The organism is Amycolatopsis sp. YIM 10 (assembly GCF_009429145.1).
GTDB lineage: Bacteria > Actinomycetota > Actinomycetes > Mycobacteriales > Pseudonocardiaceae > Amycolatopsis.
Genome location: NZ_CP045480.1, coordinates 229,501 through 247,369 on the forward strand (window position 1 = coordinate 229,501; position 17,869 = coordinate 247,369).

Below are 17,869 nucleotides of genomic sequence, written 5' to 3' on the forward strand. Positions count from 1 at the left end.
GCCCGACGAGGAGACACGACGACCGATGACGACCGTCGAGCCCGATGAGACCGCCGTCGAGGTGGCAGGCAAGGCGCCCAAGTCCACCAAGGCGAAGCTCATCGACGCCGCCCGCTGGCTGGCGATCGCCGTGGTCATCTTCTTCGCCGCTCGTTCGCTGATCACCAGCTGGGACGAGTTCTGGGTGACCATGAAGGGCATCCCGTGGCTGTCCTCGGCGCTCTCGCTGGTCGCGCTGGTCGGCAGCATCGCGGTCGGGGTGTACGCCTGGCAGATCATCGTCGACGAGCTGGGCAAGCCGATCGGGTACGCGCGGGGCGCGCAGATCAACCTGGTCGGCTCGCTCGGCAAGTACATCCCCGGTTCGGTGTGGGCGTACCTGCTGCAGATGGAGCTGGGCCGCAAGGCGGGCCTGGCCAGGGCGCGGATCTTCACCGCTTCGCTGATTCATCTCGGCGTCGGCGTGGTCGCCGCGCTGGTGCTGTCGATCCTGGCGATGCCCGCGGTGTTCGCGAACAGCCCGCACGCGTGGTGGCTGCTGGTCCTGCTGCCGATCGGGTTCACCGCGCTGCACCCGCGCGTGCTGACCTGGGGCACGTCGCTGGTGCTGAAGATCCTGCGGCGCCCGCCGCTGGACCACCAGCTCTCGTACAAGCTGATCGGCAAGGTGTTCGGCGCGCTGGTGCTGGTCTACGCCCTGCAGGGCACGCACCTGTGGCTGCTGGCGAACTCGGTCGGCGCGCCCGGGTTCGGCGGTTTTGTGCTGTGCATCGGCGCGATGGCGATCGCGATGACCTCGGGCACCTTCGCCTTCATCCTGCCGAGCGGGGTGGGGGCGCGGGAGTTCGCCATGGTCGCCGTGCTGACCGCCACCGCGATCTCGGGCCCGCAGGCACTGGCCTTCGCGGTGGCCTCGCGGGTCATGTTCACCGTGGCCGACCTGATCACCGCGGGCGGCGCGGCACTGACCGCGCGCATCCAGGCCCGGCGCGTCGCCGCCACCACCTGACCCCTGTGGGGTACTGCCCAGTCGGTACGCCGTTATATATGTGCTGACCAGCTAAAACCCGCTTATCCCCAACCGCACTTACCCCTGTGGATAACTCGTCCTCAGGGGTGCCCTCGCGCGCCCACTTTCGGCGGCTCGGCTCGAGGCTTCGCGAGGCAGCGCCACCACCCAGCGGCGGGGGCCAGGGGACGAAGGCCGCCGCGCCTTACGGGGTCAGCTGGTACAGGGAGGCGTCCGCGTTCCGGTAGACCAGCTTCACGAAGGGCTGCCCGTCCAGGCCGACCAGGCCCTTCTGCCGGGTGGCCTCCGGGGGGTAGCCGTACTGGCCGACCAGCACCCAGCGGATGTTCAGCCGTTGCACGGCCGCGCGCACCGCGGGGTCCGTGGCGTAGTCGCGGAAGCGGTCGGCCAGCAGCAGTGCGTCGGCCGGCGGAAGGGCCTGGTCGTAGTGGCCGGCCACGCCGCGCACCCCGCTGATCGCGTACACCCACGCACCGCCGTCGAAGCGGTCGTTCATCACCCAGTCGCCCGGCTTCGCGCGCTTCTCCAGCTCCAGCATCGCCTGCGCCTCGTCCGGGCTGACCGGCAGCTTGTGCTTGTCCACCCCGGGACCGTTGCCGTAGCCGGGCGTCACCCAGCCGGTGTTCGCGCCGGTGTACAGGCCGTTCGTGATCCCCACGAACCCGGCCAGCACGACCACCGCGGTCACCGGGGCGAGCCACGGGGCCGAGCGCCACCGCGAGATCCCGTCCTTCAGCCACGTCGCCAGCTCGGCCAGCCCGTGCCCGGCGATCACCACCAGCGGCACCATCGCCATCGACACGAACCGGTACGGGTCGTCCCACCACGGCCGCGAAATCGCCATCACCAGCGGGTGGTTCGACGAGGACACCGCCACGTACAGCAGGCCGGACACCAGCGCCGTGCCGCCGATCCAGCGCAGCCCGTTCAGCTTCCGGAAGAAGACAAAACCCAGGAACAACGCGGCGGCCAGCCAGATCTGCGGCCGCGGCATGTCGTGCTGGAAGCTCAGCAGCGTGCCCAGCGCCGAACCGGTGGTGCCCTGGCTCGGCCAGCCCCAGTACGGCACGTCGCCGCTGGCCAGCCCGATCGCGCCGAACAACTGCATCGCGGCGACCACCATGCTGGCCACGCCGATCGGCAGCAGCGCCAGCAGGTCCCGCCCGACCACGCGCCACTGGCGACCTGACAGCCACCGCTGCGCGATCATCGGCAGCGCGAACACGATCCCGGCGAACAACGTCGACGAGTGCACGGTCAGCAGCCCGACCGCGGCGAGAACAAAAACCAGCCCGGTGTCCATCGCCGGGCGCACCAGGTACCGGTGCAGCGCGACCGTGCCCAGCGGGGTCAGCGCCAGCCCGAGCAGGAACGGCAGCAGCGGCCCGCGCGACATCGACTGGTACATCACCGCGGTCGGCGCGATCGCCACCAGCGCCACCGCGCCCGCCATCACCGCGCGGCCGCGGAACTCGCGCACCACGGCGACCAGCGACAGCGACAGCAGGCCCGGCAGCAGCAGCGTGTTCGTGTTCATGATCGCCGGGATGGTGGCGCCGCTGAGCTGGTAGGCGACCGTGCCGACCAGGTGGTACGCGTTGGGGTAGAACAGCCCGCCGCGCTCGGCGTACCAGTTCGTCAGGCTGGTGCCGAACAGGCTGCCGTCGCCGGTGTCGGCGATGTACCGGATGGCGTTCGCGTGGTAGACCGCGTCGAAGCCCTGCGAGATCGCGTCCAGCTCGACCAGCCCGCGCCACACCGTGAACACGCCGACCGCGGCCGCGAAGAGCAGGCAGGCCAGCACGGACAGGTGCCCGGCGCGGGCCCACAGCGGGGCATCCGGCTCGGGCCGCGAGCGGCGCGTGACCAGCCACCGCAGGCCGAACGCCACACCGGTGAACACGATCGTCGCGATGACGAAGGTGAGCACGTTGAACGGCAGCCCGATGGCCGCCAGCCACGGCCCGGCCAGCCCGCCGATGGCGTAGGTGAACAGCGGCGCCATGCCCGCCAGCACCCAGCCGCGCAGCCCGGCCGCGAACCCGGTCAGCAGACCCGGCAGGAAGATGACCAGCGCGTACAGCGCGATGGTGAGAGCGTCGAACACTGGGCTGGTACTGGTGGGCACACTTCCCCCGGGCTAGGTGGTTCCGCGCGGAATCTCGGGTGAGCCTAACGAGGCCGGTGTTCACCCGAATCGGGGCCTGGCTCTGCCGATCACCCCGGTGCCGCTACGACGTTCGTCTCCTCCGGCTGGTGCTCGCGGAGGATCCGGTACAGCGTCGCGTCCGGATTGCGGTAGACGACTTCGAGGAACGGCAGCCCTTCCAGCGCGGCCATTCCGGGGGAGCGCCTGGTCGCGTTGGCCTCGCCGCTCTTCGCGGTGACCAGCACCCAGTGCAGGTTGCGGCGGCCGACCGCGTCACGCACCGCGGCGTTCGTGCCGTACTCGGCGAAGTGCTGCGTGAGCAGTTCGGTGTCGGCCTGCCTGCCCGCGCGTTCGTCGTGCGCGATGATCGTGCGCACGCCGCCGATCGCGTAGGTCCACACGCTGCCGTCGAACCAGTCGTTCATCGCCCATTCACCGGGCTTGGCGCGCTTGCCCAGCTCCAGCATGGCGGCGGCCTCGTTCGGCGTGACCACCACGACCGCCTCCGGTTTGCGGGCGGTGTTCCCCCAGGTCAGCGCCACGTAGTCGGCGTTGTTGCGCAGGTAGGCGCCCTGGGACAGGACCAGGAAACCGCCGAGCGCGAGAACCGCGGCGAGCGCGCCGGCCACCCGCGGCGCGACCCGGCCGCCGACCTCGCGCAGCACCCGCTGGACCTCGGCGATACCGTGCCCGGCCAGTACGCACATGCCCAGACCGGCCATCGCGACCAGCCGGAACTTGTCGTCCCACCACGGTCGCGAAATCGCCATCACCAGCGGGTGGTCCGAGGTCGCGACAACGAGGTAGAGCACGCCGAACAACGCGGCCGAACCGGCGATCCAGCGCAGTTCGCCGAGCCGCCGGAACCCGATCAGCCCGAGCACCACGGCACCGGCCAGCAACAGCTGCGGGTCGAGTGAATTGTGCGAGAACAACAGGAGTTCGCCGACGGCCTGCGTGGGCGTGGTGTTCGCGGCCCAGCCGGTGTAGGTGAAGTTCCCGGCCAGGTGCAGCGCGCCGAGCAGGTGCGGCAGCGCGAGCACCCCGCCACCGAGCAGGATCGGCAGCAGCGCCGCCAGATCACGGCCGAGCGTGCGCCACCGTTGAACGAGCAATGGCACCACGAACAGCAGGCCACCGAACAACGCGCTGGAGTGGATGGCCAGCAGCGCCACCGCGCCCGCGGCGAGCACCAGCCCGGTGTCGAACGCGGGGCGTCGCAGGTAGCGATGCCCGGCGACGACGATCAGCGGCGTCAGCGCGACGGCCAGCGTGTACGGCAGCAGCGGGCTGCTCCACGCGCCGTAGGTGACCATCGTCGCGCCGACGGCCGTCAGCGCGCTCGCGCCGGCGAGCACCGCGCGGCCGCCGAAGTGCCGGACCATGGTCACCACCGACAGCGCCAGCAGCCCGCCGGAGAGCATGGTGTGCGCGTTCAGCACCGCGGGCACGGTGGCGCCGGTGAGCTGGAAGACCAGCGCGGCGGGCAGGTGGTAGCCGTTCGGGTAGAAGAGGCCGTCGTCGTACCAGTGCAGCGAGCCCAGCCCGAACAACCCGCTGTCGCCGGTTTCGGCGATGTAGCGGATGCCGTTGGCGTGGAAGGGCGCGTCGAAGCCCTGCGGAATCGCGTTGATGCCGCCGAGGCCGCTGAACACCGCGTACGCGCTGATCCCGGCGGCCAGCAGCAGGCAGGCCGCGACCCCGGCGTGCGCCCGCGGGGTCCACACCCGTTCGTGGATGACGTCGCCGCGGAAGCGCCGGGTGCCCGCGGCCACCGCGGTGAGCAGCAACGTGCAGGCCACGAACGAGAACCCGTTGAACGGCAACCCGATCAGCGGCAGCAACGGCCCGAAGACACCGCCGACGGCGTACCCGAGCAGTGGCGCCAGCCCGGCCAGCCGCCAGCCGCGCAGCCCGGCGGCCGCGCCGACGAGCAGCCCGGGCGCGCCGAGTACCAGCAGAAACGCGCAGACCGGCCACAGCGTGGACCAGCCGGAAGTCGAAATGGGCACAACCCACCCGCACCTGGTGAGGCCGCCGGTCACCCGGCGGGAAACGGAATTCGAGTGTCGCCGAAACTCCCCGGTTTCCCCGGCGATACGTGCGGTTCACGCTCGGCCGGGTGGACCGGTTGCCTCGAATGGGTGAAATGAAACGTTCCAGGTCGAATTTCGATACCTTTACGTGACCCACCGGATGGGGGCGGTGCTGCGGCGGAGGGTGAGGGTCTGGTGGTCTTCGTAGTGCTGGGCGCGTGGCTGGCGCTCGCTTTCGGCGTGCTCGCGGCCTGGCGGTCGATCAACGCGGTGAAGGCGTGGCGGGTGGCCGCTTTGCTGCTGACACTGGCCCTGTCGCTGATTCACCAACTGTTGTTCGCCACGGTTGCCGAAGACGCGTTCATCAGTTTCCGCTATTCGCAGAACATCGCCGAAGGCCACGGCCCGGTGTTCAACGCGGGGGAACGCGTCGAGGGTTATTCGAACTTCCTCTGGGTGGTACTGGTCGCCATCCCGAAGACGTTGTTCGGTTTCGACGTGGTGCGCACGGGTGCGGTGCTCGGTGTGCTGTGCGCGCTCGGCTGCGTGCTCGCCGCGTATTTCACGGTGAACCGCATCGTCACCGAAACACCGGGCCTCGGCGTCGCCGCGGCGATACTGACCGCGGGCGCGACCGGGCTCGCCGCCTACGGCCCGTCCGGGCTGGAGACCCCGCTCTTCGTGCTGTTCGCGCTGGTCATGTGCCATGCGCTCGCGGCGGGGCGCCCGGTGGTCGCCGGGGTGCTGGTCGCGCTGGCCACGATGACCAGGCCGGACGGCGTGGTGCTGGCCGTGGTCGCCGGGCTGTGGCTGGTCAACGCGGCCGCGCGCAAGCGGGTCACCTGGTGGGGGCCGGGCGGGTTCACCCTGGGCGCGCTGGTGCTGGTGGTGCCGTGGACGGCCTGGCGCGTCACCTACTACGGCCATCTGGTGCCGAACGCCGTGGCGGCGAAGATCGGCGGTTCGCTCGACTGGCAGCTGGCGCAGGGCTGGCAGTACCTGGCTTCGTTCTCCTTGGTGCACCAGGGTTATCTGCTGATCGCCGTGGCCGCGGTGACCGCGCTGCTGCGGCGGCGCCGGGAGACGACGGAAGGGGAGCGCCGCGGCCGGTCGGTGGTGTGGCTGGTCTTCGCGCTCGGGTTCACCTACCTGCTGTTCATGACCTACGCGGGCGGCGACTGGATGCCGGCCTGGCGGCTGCTGGCGCCGGTGCCGGTGTTGTTCGCGGTGGGGGCGGTGGCCGCGTACGGCGTGGTGACCGGGACCGTGCCGTCACCGCGGCCGCGCACGCAGCCGGTCGGCGGGAAGCTGGTGCCCGCGGTCGCGCTCGGCCTGTGCCTGCTCTCGTTCCTGGTGTCCGCGATGAGCCCGTCGGCGCTGCCGCTGATGCACGAATGGCGGTACAAGATCGCGCAGATGGAGGAGATCGGCTCGTGGCTCGGGGAGCGGCTGCCGCCGGGCACGGTGATCAGCACCTACGCCAACGGCGCGTTGTCCTACCGGGCGGGCACCAAGCTCGTGGTGGTCGACGTGCTGGGGCTGACCGACGAGCACATCGCCCGCGAGGGGCGGCGCGACGAGGCGCTCGGCACGGTCGGGCACATCGCCAACGACTACGACTACGTGGTCAACGGCAGGCGTCCCGCGCTCGCGGTGACCACCGGCAGCGGGTACTCCGACCGCCAGCGCTGTGGCGCGGACCCGGTGTACGCGGCGCTGTACTCGGTGGCGACGTTCCGCCGTGAGGGCACCGGCAACTGGATCGCGGTGTATCCGAGGACCGAGCAGGCGGCCCGGCTGATCGAGCGGCTGGACCTGGATCCGCGGTTCACCTACGTGCCCTGCCCGTGAATGCGAACTGGACAGTAACCTACGGTCGCGTAACCTGAGCGGTATGGCTGAACTGGTGTACCCGCCCGTCGTGCTGGCGGCCAAGTTGATGTTCCGCGTGCTCGACAACAAGCTGCGGGTGGACGGGGCCGAGCACATCCCGGCCACCGGCGGCGCGGTGATCGCCTGCAACCACGTGAGCTATCTCGACTTCATCTTCTGCGGGCTGGGCGCGCAGCCGGCCAAGCGGCTGGTGCGGTTCATGGCGAAGCAGGAGATCTTCACCAACAAGGTCGCCGGACCGCTGATGCGCGGGATGCACCACATCCCGGTGGACCGCTCGGCCGGGGCCGCGTCGTACCGGGAGGCGGTGGCGCGGTTGCGGGCCGGTGAGGTCGTCGGGGTGTTCCCGGAGGCGACGATCAGCCGGTCGTTCACCGTGAAGGAGATCAAGTCGGGCGCGGTGCGGATGGCCGCCGAGGCCGGGGTGCCGGTGGTGCCGATGGCGCTGTGGGGCACGCACCGGCTGTGGACGAAGGGCCGCCCGCGCACGCTGACCAAGCGGCACGTGCCGATCTCGATCCTGGCGGGCGAGCCGTTCCGCCCCGGCCCGGACGACGACGCCGAGGTGCTCACGAAGGACCTGCGGGCGCGGATGAGTTCCCTGCTGGAACGCGTGCAGGCCGACTACCCCGACCAGCCCGCCACCGAGGACGAGCGCTGGTGGCTGCCCGCCCACCTCGGCGGCACCGCCCCCACCCCGGAGGAGGCCGCCAAGCTGGACGCCCGGCGGGAGTGACGGGGGCGGCCAGCCTCAGAACCAGCGCTCGAGGACCTGGGCGACGCCGTCTTCCGAGTTGGGGGCGGTGGTTTCGTCGGCGACTTCGAGCAGGGCCGGGTGTGCGTTCGCCATGGCCACGCCGTGCCCGGCCCACCGCAGCATTTCGATGTCGTTCGGCATGTCCCCGAAGGCGACCACCCGGTCGGCGGGCACGTTCAGCCGGTCGGTCACCCAGCCGAGGCCGCTGCCCTTGGTCATGCCCGGCGCGGCCAGCTCGATCAGCCCCGCGTTCGACGAGTACGTGATGTCCACCGCGTCCCCGAGCATCTCGCGGGCCGCGGCCGCCATTTCGTCCGAGGTCATGCCCTGGTGCCGCACCAGCAGTTTCACCGCCGGGTGCCCCAGCGTTTCGCCGCGCGGGACCGAGAAGCCCTCGCCGTCGCCCCACGGGTTGCGGTAGCCGGTTTCGTACACGTAGTTGTGGATCTCCGGGTCGACCGCCCGCCTGCCGACGCGTTCCGCGGCGAACTTGCAGCCGGGGATGGCCAGTTCGAGTTCCTTCGCGTAGTCGATCAGCTGCACCGGCTCCAGCTGCCCCCGGATCTCGACGACCTCGTCCTTGCCGATGTCGTAGATGACCGCACCGTTCGAACACACCGCGTAACCAGTTAGACCGGCTGGGCGAGCGACGGGTGGGATCCAGCGCGGCGGGCGGCCGCTCGCCAGCACCACCGGCACCCCGTCCGCGGCGGCGCGCCGGAGCGCGGCGAGCGTGCGCGCGGTCAGCTCGGCCAGCGGTGAGAGCAGGGTGCCATCGATGTCGGACGCGATCAGCAGGGGTTTCTCCACCCCGCCAGTTTTCCAGAGCGCACCTGATCCGGGCTCGACCCGGCATGGTCACCCACCGCTTCGCCCCTACGCTGAGCTGGTGCGAGTAGGCATTGTGATCCTTCCCGAAGATCGTTGGTGGGCGGCCGAGCCGAAGTGGCGGGCCGCCGAGGAGTACGGCTTCGACCACGCCTGGACCTATGACCACCTCGGCTGGCGGGACCTCGTCGACGGACCGTGGTTCAGCGCCATTCCCACGCTCACCGCCGCCGCCACCGTCACCGAGCGGATCCGCCTCGGCACCCTGGTCGCCTCCCCGGTGGTCCGGCACCCGGTGCCGTTCATGCGGGAGCTGATCACCCTCGACGACGTCTCCGACGGCCGCGCGCTGCTGGGCGTCGGCGCGGGCGTGACCAGCGCGCACTACGACGCGGTGGCCATCGGCGAGGCCGAGCTGACCGACCGGCAGCGCGCCGACCGCTTCACCGAGTTCGTCGAAGCCCTCGACGGCCTGCTGACCCAGGACAAGTTCGACTACCCCGGCGAGTACTACACCGCGCGCGGGGCGCGGAACCTGCCCGGCTGCGTGCAGCGCCCCCGGCTGCCGTTCCTGGTCGCGGCGAACGGCCCGAGGACCATGCGCCTGGCCGCCCGGTTCGGCTCCGGCTGGGTGACCACCGGCCGCAAGACCGACGACCTGGACCAGTGGTGGGCCGGTGTCGCCGAGAAGGTGACGCAGTTCGACGAGATCCTCGCCGCGGCGGGGCGCGGGCACAACACGATCGACCGCTACCTGAGCCTGGACGCGGCGCCGGTCTTCTCGCTGAGCAGCGTGGAGGCGTTCACCGATGCCGCCGGTCGCGCGCAGGAGCTGGGCTTCACCGACGTGGTTTCCCACTGGCCGCGGTCGAGCAGCTGGTACGAGGGCCGGGAGGCCGTGCTCGAGCAGGTCGCGGCCGAAGTACTGCCGGGATTGCAGGGCCGTTAAGTTCACTCGATCGGGTGACACTTGGTCGAGATGGAAACCGATTACCGGTCTCGGGAGTCATCGTTTTAGTAGGCGGGACAGACTGAGTCGGGTGACAACCCGGGCTCGAAGGATCACCCCGGGGGTGATTGGGGGCGAGACGGCCTCCGCGTGGCGCGAACGGGCAGGGGCGGCCCGAGCCACGCGGAGGTCTCTCCGTTTCCGGGGAAAATCCGGCGGAAACGTACTCAGCGCAGGATGCGGTAGATCATCGCGTCCGGGTTCGCGTAGATCTTCTCCAGGAACGGCAGGCCGTCGAGGTCGCGCAGGCCCGGCGCCCGGATCATGTCCGGCTTGATCGAACCCGAGCCGAGCAGCACGTGGCCCACGTTCAGCCGTTCGACGGCCGCGCGGACCTCGGGATTCGTGTCGTACTCGCGGAAGTGGTTCGACAGGTAGGTGGCGTCGGGCGGGGCCACGCCCGGGTCGTAGTGCCCGGCCACCGGCCGCACGCCGGAGATGGCGAACAGCCAGGCCGTGCCGTCCAGCCGGTCGTTGAGCACCTTCTCGCCGGGCAGGGCGAACTTGCCCATCTCCCGCATCGCGTCGACCTCGAAGTCGGTGACCGGCACCGGACGGCCGAGCGACTCCGGCCCGTTGTGGTACGCGTAGGCCACCGCGGTCGCGTTCGCCGTGGTGTAGAAGCCGTTGGTGCCCACCGCCAGCACGCTGACCAGCAGCACCGCGCTGGCCACGCCGATCCGGGCGGGCAGGCGCGGGCGGGCCTTGACCCAGTCCCAGCCCGCGGCCACCTTGGCCAGCAGCCGCTGCAGTTCGGCGAGGCCGTGCGCGGCGAGCAGGCACAACGGGATCGCGGCCAGCGACATCAGCCGGTACCGGTCGTTCCACCACGGCCGCGAGAACGAGATCACCCACGGGAGCGCGCCGTAACAGGCGACCAGCACGAAGGTGCCGGACAGCAGCAGCGCGGAGAAGGCCACCCAGCGCATCGAGCCGAGCGCCCGCGCGGTCAGGATGCCCGCCACCAGCAGCACGCACAGCACCATCTGCGGTTCCTGGAGCACCTGCCGGAAGGTCAGCAGCTGCGCCAGCGCCGAGGACACCGGGATGTCCGACGCCCACGGGATGTACGGGTAGGAACTGGAGGTGAACGCGATCGCGCCGAGCACCTGCGGGGCCGCCAGCACCAGCGCGGCGACCCCGGCCGGGACCATGCGCAGCAGGTCGCGCCACCACACGCCCTCGCGCCGGAACCAGCGCTGGAGCAGCAGGGGCACGGTGAACAGGATGGCGCCGAACAGGGCGCTGGAGTGCGCCAGCAGCAGCCCGACGATGGTCAGCGCGAACACCATGCCGGACTCCACGTCCGGCCGGGTCAGGAAGCGCTGCAGGGCGACCGCGGCCAGCGGGGTGAGCACGATGCCCAGCGCGAACGGCAGCAGCCCGCTCGACACCGACTCGTAGGCGCCGGTGGTGGCCGCCCCGGCCACGATGGCGGCGCTGCCCGCGAAGGCGGCGCGCCCGCCGAACTGGCGGATGGTGGCGGCCAGCGCCAGCGCGAAGATGCCGGCGATCGGCACGGTGATGCCGTTCAGCGCGGCCGGGATGGAGGCACCGGAGATCGAGTACACCAGCGCGCCGACCAGGTGGTAGGCGTTCGGGTAGAAGGAGCCGTCCGGGTACCAGTTGATGGTCGACATGCCGACCAGCGAGCCGTCGCCGGTCTCGGCGATGTAGCGGATGCCGTTCGCGTGGTAGACGGTGTCCCAGCGCTGGAAGACCGAGCTGGCGCCGTCGGCGGCGGAGAGCACCACGATCATCGACAGGGCGGTGGCCAGCAACACACAGCCGATCACCGCGGCGTGCGCGCGTCTTGACCAGTGGGGGCCCTTCGGCAGCGGTACCTTCGACACCCAGCCGCGCGACCGGGCCAGCATCCGCACCCCGAACGCGAGGCCGGCCAGCAGCAGGGAGAAGGCCGCGGCGGTGGCCGTGTTGTAGGGCAGACCGGCCATCGAGAGCCACGGCCCGGCCGAGCCCAGTGAAAAGTAGGTGAACAGTGGCGCGAGCCCGGCCAGCGCCCAGCCCCGCAGGCCGGCGCCGATCCCGATCAAGCCGCCCGGCACCGCCAGCACGACCAGGTAGACACTGATCGTGCTCAGGGAGGTCCAGAACGTATCCGGTGTTGGCACGGCTTCCTACGGTGTTTTCAAGGGGCTGGTCATGGGCGGCGCGCAGTCCGTCCCGAGTACGTGAGTACCCTGGGCGCCCGTGAGCGCGCAGACGAACCCCGTCAAGATTACTGAACACGAATTCGCCGGTTACGACCTGATCGTGGTTGGGTCGGGTTTCTTCGGCCTGACCGTCGCCGAGCGAGCCGCCACCCAGCTGGGCAAGCGGGTGCTGGTGCTCGAACGCCGCAGCCACATCGGTGGCAACGCCTACTCCGAGGCGGAGCCGGAAACCGGTATCGAGGTGCACAAGTACGGCGCGCACCTGTTCCACACCTCGAACAAGCGCGTGTGGGAGTACGTGAACCAGTTCACCGAGTTCACGAACTACCAGCACCGGGTGTTCGCCAAGTACCAGGGCCAGGTCTACTCGTTCCCGATGAACCTGGCGCTGATCAACCAGTTCTTCGGCAAGTCGCACACACCGGACGAAGCGCGCGAGCTGATCGCCAAGCAGTCCTCGGAGTTCAACACCGAGGACGCGAAGAACCTCGAGGAGAAGGCGATCTCACTGATCGGCCGTCCCCTCTACGAGGCGTTCGTCCGCGGCTACACGGCCAAGCAGTGGGAGAACGACCCGAAGAACCTCGGCGCGAACATCATCACCCGCCTGCCGGTGCGCTACACCTTCGACAACCGCTACTTCAACGACACCTACGAGGGTCTGCCGGTCAACGGCTACACCGCGTGGCTGGAGAAGATGGCCGAGCACGAGAACATCGAGGTGCGGCTGAACGTCGACTACTTCGACGTGCGCGACGCGATCCCCGCCGGCACCCCGACGGTGTACACCGGCCCGCTGGACCGCTACTTCGACTACTCCGCCGGCCGGTTCACCTGGCGCACGGTGGACTTCGAGTCCGAGGTCCTCGAGACCGGTGACTTCCAGGGCACCTCGGTGGTCAACTACAACGACGAAGAAGTGCCCTACACCCGGATCATCGAGTTCCGGCACTTCCACCCGGAGCGCAAGCACTACCCGAACGACAAGACGGTGGTCTTCCGCGAGTACTCCCGGTTCGCCGACGAGAAGGACGAGCCGTACTACCCGATCAACACCCCGGAGAACCGCGACAAGCTGGAGCGGTACCGGGAGCTGGCCAAGGTCGAGGCCAAGGAGCGCAACGTGCTCTTCGGCGGCCGCCTCGGCACCTACAAGTACCTGGACATGCACATGGCGATCGGGTCGGCGCTGACCGCGTTCGACAACAAGATCGCCCCGCACCTGACCGACGGTGCCCCGCTCGACGGGTCGCTCGATGCTTGAGAAGAACGAGCCCGCCCCCGAGGTCGAGGTCCTGGCCAAGGTCCAGGGCGCGCTCAAGCGCCCGGTGACGGTGAAGGCCGCTCGTGGCCTGAGCCACTTCGGTGAGCACAGCGCGGGCTGGTTCGCGCTCGGGCTGGTCGGCGCCGCCGTGGACAAGAAGCGGCGCAAGGACTGGCTGGTCGCGGCGGCCGGCGTGGTCGGCGCGCACGCGGCGTCCATCGCGGTCAAGCGGGTGGTCCGCCGCCCGCGGCCGGAGCACCCGAGCGTCGAGGTGCTGGTCGGCACCCCGAGCAAGCTGAGCTTCCCGTCCTCGCACGCCACCTCCACCACGGCGGCGGCGGTGCTCTACTCCGGACTGACCGGGCGTAACCTCGTGCCTGCACTCGTGCCGCCGATGCTGGCCTCACGCCTCGTGCTCGGCGTGCACTACCCGACGGACGTGCTCGCCGGAGCGGCACTGGGCGGGGTCGTCGGCGGTCTCATCCGACGGAAGCTGAAGCAAAGATGAGTGAAGCAACCGAGCGAACCGACGAGAAGGACAAGATCGAGGAAGAGCCGGTCCTGTCCGACGAACTGGAGACGGCGGAAGACGCGCCGGAACCGGAGCCGGTAGCGCCCGCGAAGGGCCGTGGCCCGCTGGGCACCGCGAAGGGGGTGCTGAAGACCGCGCGCCCGCGCCAGTGGGTGAAGAACGTGCTGGTCTTCGCCGCGCCCTTCACCGCGGCGCAGTTCGGCAACGGGGGTGTGCTGCTCGACGCGGCCATCGCCTTCGTGGCGTTCTCGCTGGTGGCGTCCTCGATCTACCTGATCAACGACGCGGTGGACGTGGAAGCCGACCGCGCGCACCCGACCAAGCGCAACCGGCCGATCGCGGCCGGGATCGTGCCGGTGCCGGTGGCCTACGTCTCGGCGGTGGTGTTCTTCGGCGTCGGGCTGGGCATCTCGTTCCTGGCCAGCCCGCAGCTGTCGATCGTGCTGGTGGTCTACGAAGCCGTGCAGCTCGGTTACTGCTTCGGCCTCAAGCACCAGCCGGTGATCGACCTGGCCATCGTCGGCTCGGGCTTCCTGATGCGCTCGATCGCCGGTGGTGTCGCCGCCGGCATCGCGCTTTCGCAGTGGTTCCTGCTGGTCACCGCGTTCGGCTCGCTGTTCATGGTGGCCGGGAAGCGGTACGCCGAGGTGATGCTCTTCGAGCGCACCGGGGCGAAGATCCGCTCCTCGCTGAAGAAGTACTCGGCGAGCTACCTGCGGTTCGTCTGGGCGACCTCGGCCGCCATCCTGATCATGTCCTACAGCCTCTGGGCGTTCGAGCTGCGTGAGCGCGCCGACGGTTCGGTGTGGCCGGTGGTCTCGATGGTGCCGTTCGTGGTCGCCGTGCTGCGGTACGCCGTCGACGTCGACGGCGGCAAGGCCGGTGAGCCGGAGGAGATCGCGCTCAGCGACCGGGTGCTGCAGGTTCTCGGCGTGACCTGGGTCGTCACGCTGGGCTTGGCCTACTACTTGTAAACGGAAGACACACATGTCGATAGGGCAGACGGTGGAGCCGATCTCGGCGGGTTCGAACACTGGCGAAGCTGAGGTGAGCACCTCTGTCCGCGACCACGTGCGGGCGGCCTGGTGGCTGCCGGTGTTCGCGGTGGTCGCCACGGCGGCGCTGTTCCTGGTGGTCAAGGACAGCCTGACCGACGACGCCTACATCACCCTGGCGTACGCGAAGAACCTCGCGGTGCACGGCGAGTGGGGCCTGATCGCCGGGGAGCACGCCAACTCGGCGACCTCCCCGCTGAACATCCTGCTGCTGGCGCTGGCCACTCTGCTCACCCGGATCTTCGGCGACCCGCACCCGGTGATCGCGCTGGGCCTGGTCACCGTGGCCGCGGGCGCGGTGATCGGCTGGGCGTGGATGCGCCTGGTCGCGGCGCTGCGGCTGCCGTCGTTCGCCGGGGTGCTCGGCATCGCGGTGGTGCTGCTCAACCCGTTCGTGCTCTCCGCGGTCGGGCTGGAGGTGCTGCTGATCCCGGCGGCGCTGATCCTGCTCACGCTGTTCGCCGTCGAGGGCCGTCCGGTGTGGTTCGGCGCGATCGCCGGGCTGGCCGTGATGATCCGGCTCGACCTGGTCGTTTTTGTGCTCATCCTGGCGTTCTCCGCCGCCGCGATCCGGCGCAAGCTGGTCAAGGCGGTGCTCTCGGCGGTGGCCGTGGCCGGGCCCTGGTACCTGTTCAGCTGGATCGCCTTCGGCTCGGCGGTGCCGGACACGCTGGTGATCAAGCAGCTGCAGGGCGGCCTGTTCGGCGAGTGGAGCTTCTTCACCGGGCCGGTGATGTACTTCACCGGCCGCAAGATCGTCACCGCGGTCGCCTTCGCGCCCGCCTTGGCCGGGCTTTTTGTGCTGGTCAGCTGGTTCATGGTGCGGTTCGCGGTGCGCTGGGAGAAGGTCCTCAAGATCGGCCCGCTGGCCGCGCTCGGTGCCGGTGGAGTGGTCTACTACGGCGTTTACACGCTGATGGGCGTCGGCCCGTACCACTGGTACTTCGTCGCGCCGATCGTCTCGCTGAGCATGTCCGGCGTGGCCATCCTGGCCTTCTGGCTGGCCCGTTCGCGCGAGCAGGAGCGGCTCGAGTCGCGCCCGCCCGCGCTGGCGCTCGGCCTGGTCGGGCTGGCGCTGCTGGGCAACATCGCGGTGGTCGCCAAGCCGGGCGTGCCGTGGGAGTCGCCGCTGATCTTCGGCAACTGGGCGAGCGCGCCGGACTACGCGCGGGTCGGCCAGGAGCTGGGCAAGCGCCTCGACGGTGCGACGGTGTCCAGCCCGGGGGAGATCGGCACGCTGGCCTACTACTGCGAGTGCAAGATCGTCGACGAGTTCTCCGACCGCGGCCGCGTGGTGGACAAGGTGGAGAAGCGGATCGCCGAGGCCAACCCGATCACCAGCTTCGCGCTGCGGGTGAACTACTTCTTCTTCGACCGGTCGATCAAGCCGGAGCCGATCCAGTACGAGCTGCGGTACGCCAGTGGCCCGGCGGTCGGCCCCGACAGCTGGACGGTGCACTCGGCGGCCAAGGGCGTCGGGCACTTTTCGCTGGTCCCGGCTGGTCGGCCGCAGGTAATCGGAACTTAATATCGCGCAGATAACGGACCGATCACAGTAGGAGTTACACTCTTCAGCGATGCGTAGCGCCTTACCCGAAACCGCCGAGTCCGCCACGATCCCGGACTCGGGCGGTAGATCGGGTCCGCGCACGGCGAGGTTCTGGTACTTCCCGGCCGGGGTGGCCGCAGTGTCCACCGTGGTGTTCGCGCTGGTCAAGCCGCATTTGATCGACGACACCTACATCACGCTGTCGTACGCGAAGAACCTCGCGCTGCACGGGCACTGGGGCCTGATCGCGGACGGCGTGGCCAACACCGCGACCTCGCCGATGAACGTGCTGTCACTGGCCGCGCTGACGTTGGTGTTCCGGGACGCGGTGTTCGCCGCGGCGGTGCTCTTCGTGCTGGCCCAGGTGCTGCTGGCGCTCGGCCTTCGCCGCCTCGGCGACCGGATCGGCCTGCCGAACTGGTTCGCCCCGCTGGCGGTCGCGCTGACCACGATCAACCCGCTGCTGATCTCGTCGATCGGGCTGGAGATCGCGCTCGGCGCGGCCGGGGTGGTCTGGGCGCTGGTGTACGCCACCGAACGCCGTCCGGTGGCGCTGGGGCTGGTCATCGGCGTGCTCGCGCTGACCCGGCTCGACCTGCTGGTGATGGCGCTGGTCATCTTTGTCGCCCGGCCCTCGTTCTGGGCCGGGATCTGGCGCACCTTCTTCGCCGCGCTGGCGGTGGCCGGGCCGTGGTTCACCATCAGCTGGTTCGCACTCGGCTCGGCCGTGCCGGACACGGTGATCATCAAGACGCTGCAGCGGTCGTGGGGCGAGTGGAGCTTCACCAACGGCCCGCTGCTGTACTTCCGCGACTACCCGGCGCAGACCGTGCTGTCCTTCCTGCCGGTGGTGCTGGCCGGGCTGCTCTGCCTGCTGTGGCTGGCGCTGCTGGTGCGCGGCAGCGACACCGCCCGGCGGATCCTGCCGTTCGGCGTGCTGGCGGTGGCCGGTTTCGCGCACTACCTGTCCTACGCGTGGCTGAACGTGCCGCCGTACCACTGGTACTACGGCCCCAGCATCGCCGCTACCACGGTGTTCCTGGCCGCCGCGGTCGCTTCGGTGGACGGGGAGGCGTTCCGGCAGCGCGTGCTGGCCGGCGCCGGTCTGGTGGGCACGGCGGTGGTGGCCGCGGTGGCCGTCGCGGTGTACCTGGCGCCGGGGCTTCCCCGGCAGTACGCGCCGCTGACCAGCAACCACGCCGCGTCGGAGCAGTACCTGGCGATCGGCGAGCAGCTGGCGCAGGTGGCGCAGGGGCGGAAGGTGCACAGCGCGGGGGAGATCGGCGCGCTGGCCTACGCCTGCGACTGCCCGATCGTGGACCTGTTCTCCGACCGCGGCGCGGTGGCCCCGGCCATCGCCGAGAGCGAGAGCCGGGCGAGCGCACTGGGCAAGGCGCTGATCGACCTGAACTTCCGGTTCTTCGACCATTCGATCGCGCCGGCGGACACCGACCTGGTGCTCGAAGTGACACACGAAGCCCCGCCGCCGACCGCGCTGGCGAGCTGGACCATCAGCTCACCCTGGTCGGGCACGCAGCAGCTGTACCTGGTCAGCGCGGCGAACGCCCGGCCCACCGGCCAGCCCTGGTAAGC

At 70.1% G+C, this 17,869-nt stretch carries 13 protein-coding genes; 9 read left to right on the top strand and 4 right to left on the bottom strand.

All coding sequences use genetic code 11. The annotated features are described in order from the left end of the window. The first annotated feature begins 25 nt into the window (after window positions 1-25). Window positions 26-1,009, top strand: coding sequence for a lysylphosphatidylglycerol synthase transmembrane domain-containing protein (locus YIM_RS01135; RefSeq protein ID WP_153028567.1), 984 nt, complete (start codon window positions 26-28; stop codon window positions 1,007-1,009). A 205-nt stretch (window positions 1,010-1,214) separates the two neighbouring features. Here the strand turns inward: YIM_RS01135 and YIM_RS01140 are convergent, their stop codons facing one another. Both YIM_RS01140 and YIM_RS01145 read right to left on the bottom strand, forming a co-directional pair. Further along, window positions 1,215-3,137 carry a DUF6541 family protein gene (locus YIM_RS01140; protein ID WP_228004484.1) on the bottom strand — a complete coding sequence of 641 codons (1,923 nt, stop codon included), beginning with the start codon at window positions 3,135-3,137 and terminating at the stop codon, window positions 1,215-1,217. 110 nt (window positions 3,138-3,247) lie between these two features. Then, window positions 3,248-5,191, bottom strand: coding sequence for a DUF6541 family protein (locus YIM_RS01145; protein ID WP_228004485.1), 1,944 nt, complete (start codon window positions 5,189-5,191; stop codon window positions 3,248-3,250). Window positions 5,192-5,410: 219 nt separating this feature from the next. Here YIM_RS01145 and YIM_RS01150 point away from each other — a divergent pair, with 219 nt between their 5' ends. Beyond that, window positions 5,411-7,066, top strand: coding sequence for a hypothetical protein (locus YIM_RS01150; protein ID WP_153028569.1), 1,656 nt, complete (start codon window positions 5,411-5,413; stop codon window positions 7,064-7,066). Window positions 7,067-7,109: 43 nt separating this feature from the next. Continuing rightward, a complete protein-coding gene (locus YIM_RS01155) occupies window positions 7,110-7,844 on the top strand; it encodes a 1-acyl-sn-glycerol-3-phosphate acyltransferase (protein WP_153028570.1) in 735 nt (244 codons plus the stop codon). Between the two features lie 15 nt (window positions 7,845-7,859). Here YIM_RS01155 and YIM_RS01160 read toward each other — a convergent pair whose 3' ends face one another. After that, a complete protein-coding gene (locus YIM_RS01160) occupies window positions 7,860-8,675 on the bottom strand; it encodes an HAD-IIB family hydrolase (RefSeq protein ID WP_153028571.1) in 816 nt (271 codons plus the stop codon). Window positions 8,676-8,754: 79 nt separating this feature from the next. Between YIM_RS01160 and YIM_RS01165 the strand changes: the two genes are divergently transcribed. Then, on the top strand, window positions 8,755-9,642 hold the full coding sequence (locus YIM_RS01165) for an LLM class flavin-dependent oxidoreductase (RefSeq protein WP_153028572.1): 888 nt from the start codon (window positions 8,755-8,757) through the stop codon (window positions 9,640-9,642). Between the two features lie 227 nt (window positions 9,643-9,869). On the opposite strand, the gene YIM_RS01170 is transcribed toward YIM_RS01165, so the two are convergent. Then, window positions 9,870-11,834 (bottom strand): DUF6541 family protein, encoded by a 1,965-nt coding sequence (locus YIM_RS01170; protein ID WP_153028573.1) that lies wholly within the window; start codon window positions 11,832-11,834, stop codon window positions 9,870-9,872. 79 nt (window positions 11,835-11,913) lie between these two features. Here YIM_RS01170 and glf point away from each other — a divergent pair, with 79 nt between their 5' ends. The 5 genes from glf to YIM_RS01195 all read left to right on the top strand — a co-directional run bounded on the left by glf (window position 11,914) and on the right by YIM_RS01195 (window position 17,867). Next, window positions 11,914-13,140 (top strand): UDP-galactopyranose mutase, encoded by a 1,227-nt coding sequence (gene glf / locus YIM_RS01175; RefSeq protein ID WP_153028574.1) that lies wholly within the window; start codon window positions 11,914-11,916, stop codon window positions 13,138-13,140. After that, the gene (locus YIM_RS01180; RefSeq protein ID WP_153028575.1) at window positions 13,133-13,648 is read left to right on the top strand and encodes a phosphatase PAP2 family protein; all 516 of its coding nucleotides are present in this window, start codon (window positions 13,133-13,135) and stop codon (window positions 13,646-13,648) included. Before glf ends, YIM_RS01180 begins: the two co-directional genes overlap by 8 nt. Continuing rightward, window positions 13,645-14,646: a decaprenyl-phosphate phosphoribosyltransferase gene (locus YIM_RS01185; protein WP_153028576.1), complete on the top strand. Its 1,002-nt coding sequence runs from the start codon at window positions 13,645-13,647 to the stop codon at window positions 14,644-14,646. Before YIM_RS01180 ends, YIM_RS01185 begins: the two co-directional genes overlap by 4 nt. Before the next feature lie 73 nt (window positions 14,647-14,719). Further along, window positions 14,720-16,255, top strand: a complete 1,536-nt coding sequence (locus YIM_RS01190) for a hypothetical protein (protein ID WP_228004486.1) — start codon at window positions 14,720-14,722, stop codon at window positions 16,253-16,255. A gap of 160 nt (window positions 16,256-16,415) precedes the next feature. Beyond that, on the top strand, window positions 16,416-17,867 hold the full coding sequence (locus YIM_RS01195; RefSeq protein ID WP_153028577.1) for a hypothetical protein: 1,452 nt from the start codon (window positions 16,416-16,418) through the stop codon (window positions 17,865-17,867). Window positions 17,868-17,869 lie beyond the last annotated feature (2 nt).

Excerpts from the sequence above, each read along its gene's own strand:
- YIM_RS01135 (WP_153028567.1), top strand. The coding sequence starts at position 26 with ATGACGACCGTCGAGCCCGATGAGACCGCCGTCGAGGTGGCAGGCAAG.
- YIM_RS01155 (WP_153028570.1), top strand. The coding sequence starts at position 7,110 with ATGGCTGAACTGGTGTACCCGCCCGTCGTGCTGGCGGCCAAGTTGATG.
- YIM_RS01180 (WP_153028575.1), top strand. The coding sequence starts at position 13,133 with ATGCTTGAGAAGAACGAGCCCGCCCCCGAGGTCGAGGTCCTGGCCAAG.
- YIM_RS01185 (WP_153028576.1), top strand. The coding sequence starts at position 13,645 with ATGAGTGAAGCAACCGAGCGAACCGACGAGAAGGACAAGATCGAGGAA.